The following is a 1,124-nucleotide window of genomic DNA, read 5'->3' on the forward strand; positions in this document are numbered from 1 at the left end:
TTTTTTCAAAGTTTTTTTGACTTAGTTTCGTTAGCAACGAGACTTATCTTATCACTTATCAAAACAACTGTCAAACACTTTTTTATCTTATGTTTTTGTTGTTTCGCATCAGCGACGAGATTTATCTTATCACTCTATCTAACTATAAAAAGATTATATCAGTATTATTTTTCTTAATTAATATATTTATTCTTCTTTTTTCTTATTTTTTCTTCTATTTTAGCATATTGATACACTAGGAGTAGTGTTTCGATATTGCTTAAATAGTTATCCACTTATTACACATAATCCACAGCTATAATTAATTATATAATTCTATTATCAACATAATTAACATTATCCACATATACTATGTGGATTAATATTTAACCTAAAAATTTTAATAAACACTTTATAATTTTCTATATTTATAATTTAAAATGGCTTCTTTCTTTTTAACTTTATCTTATATAGTGTAATATTTTTTTAGATTTATATTAAAAAATTATATTTAACGCTAATATTATTATAGTCATACAAGTAAAATTTCTTTTTAAAATAGGTCACATTAATAGATATAAAATATTCAAGCTCCTTATAATTAATTACAAATTTAATATCTTAATTTAAAGATTACTTATAAGTAATCTATTCATGTTTCTTTCTAATTGGATAAGTTCTCCCCCGTGCAATATAATTCTTATACCTTATAATTAAACTTAAAAAGGTTATTTACTAAAATATAATAACCCCATTTAAATATATATCAAAATCTATTTACCAACTCCATATTAGCTTTAATTATCTTATTTCATTTAACTACAACTTATGTAATTCTCGTAAATTATAATCTATACGTATAAATATTATCCTAATTTTAACTAGTTATTATTAATTTATCCTACTGTACATAATATATTTTAACGTTACTATATCTACAAATAATAAAATATAACTATTTTTATCTTCTTACTAAATAGCTTTACTTAAATATTATATAAAAAAAATCCACTTACTTAAGTAAGTGGATTTCTACTAACCTAGCAACGTCCTACTCTCCCACACAGTCTCCCATGCAGTACCATTGGCGCTGTAGAGCTTAACTTTCCTGTTCGGAATGGGAAGGAGTGTTTCCTCTACGCCAT

General features: G+C 23.2%; 1 rRNA gene. It reads right to left on the minus strand.

Features of this window, described 5'->3' with window-relative positions:
- Positions 1-1,017: 1,017 nt before the first annotated feature.
- Positions 1,018-1,124, minus strand: a 5S ribosomal RNA gene (rrf, locus tag ARA56_RS16235); the annotation flags it as partial.

Source organism: Clostridium disporicum (assembly GCF_001405015.1).
Classification (GTDB): domain Bacteria; phylum Bacillota; class Clostridia; order Clostridiales; family Clostridiaceae; genus Clostridium; species Clostridium disporicum_B.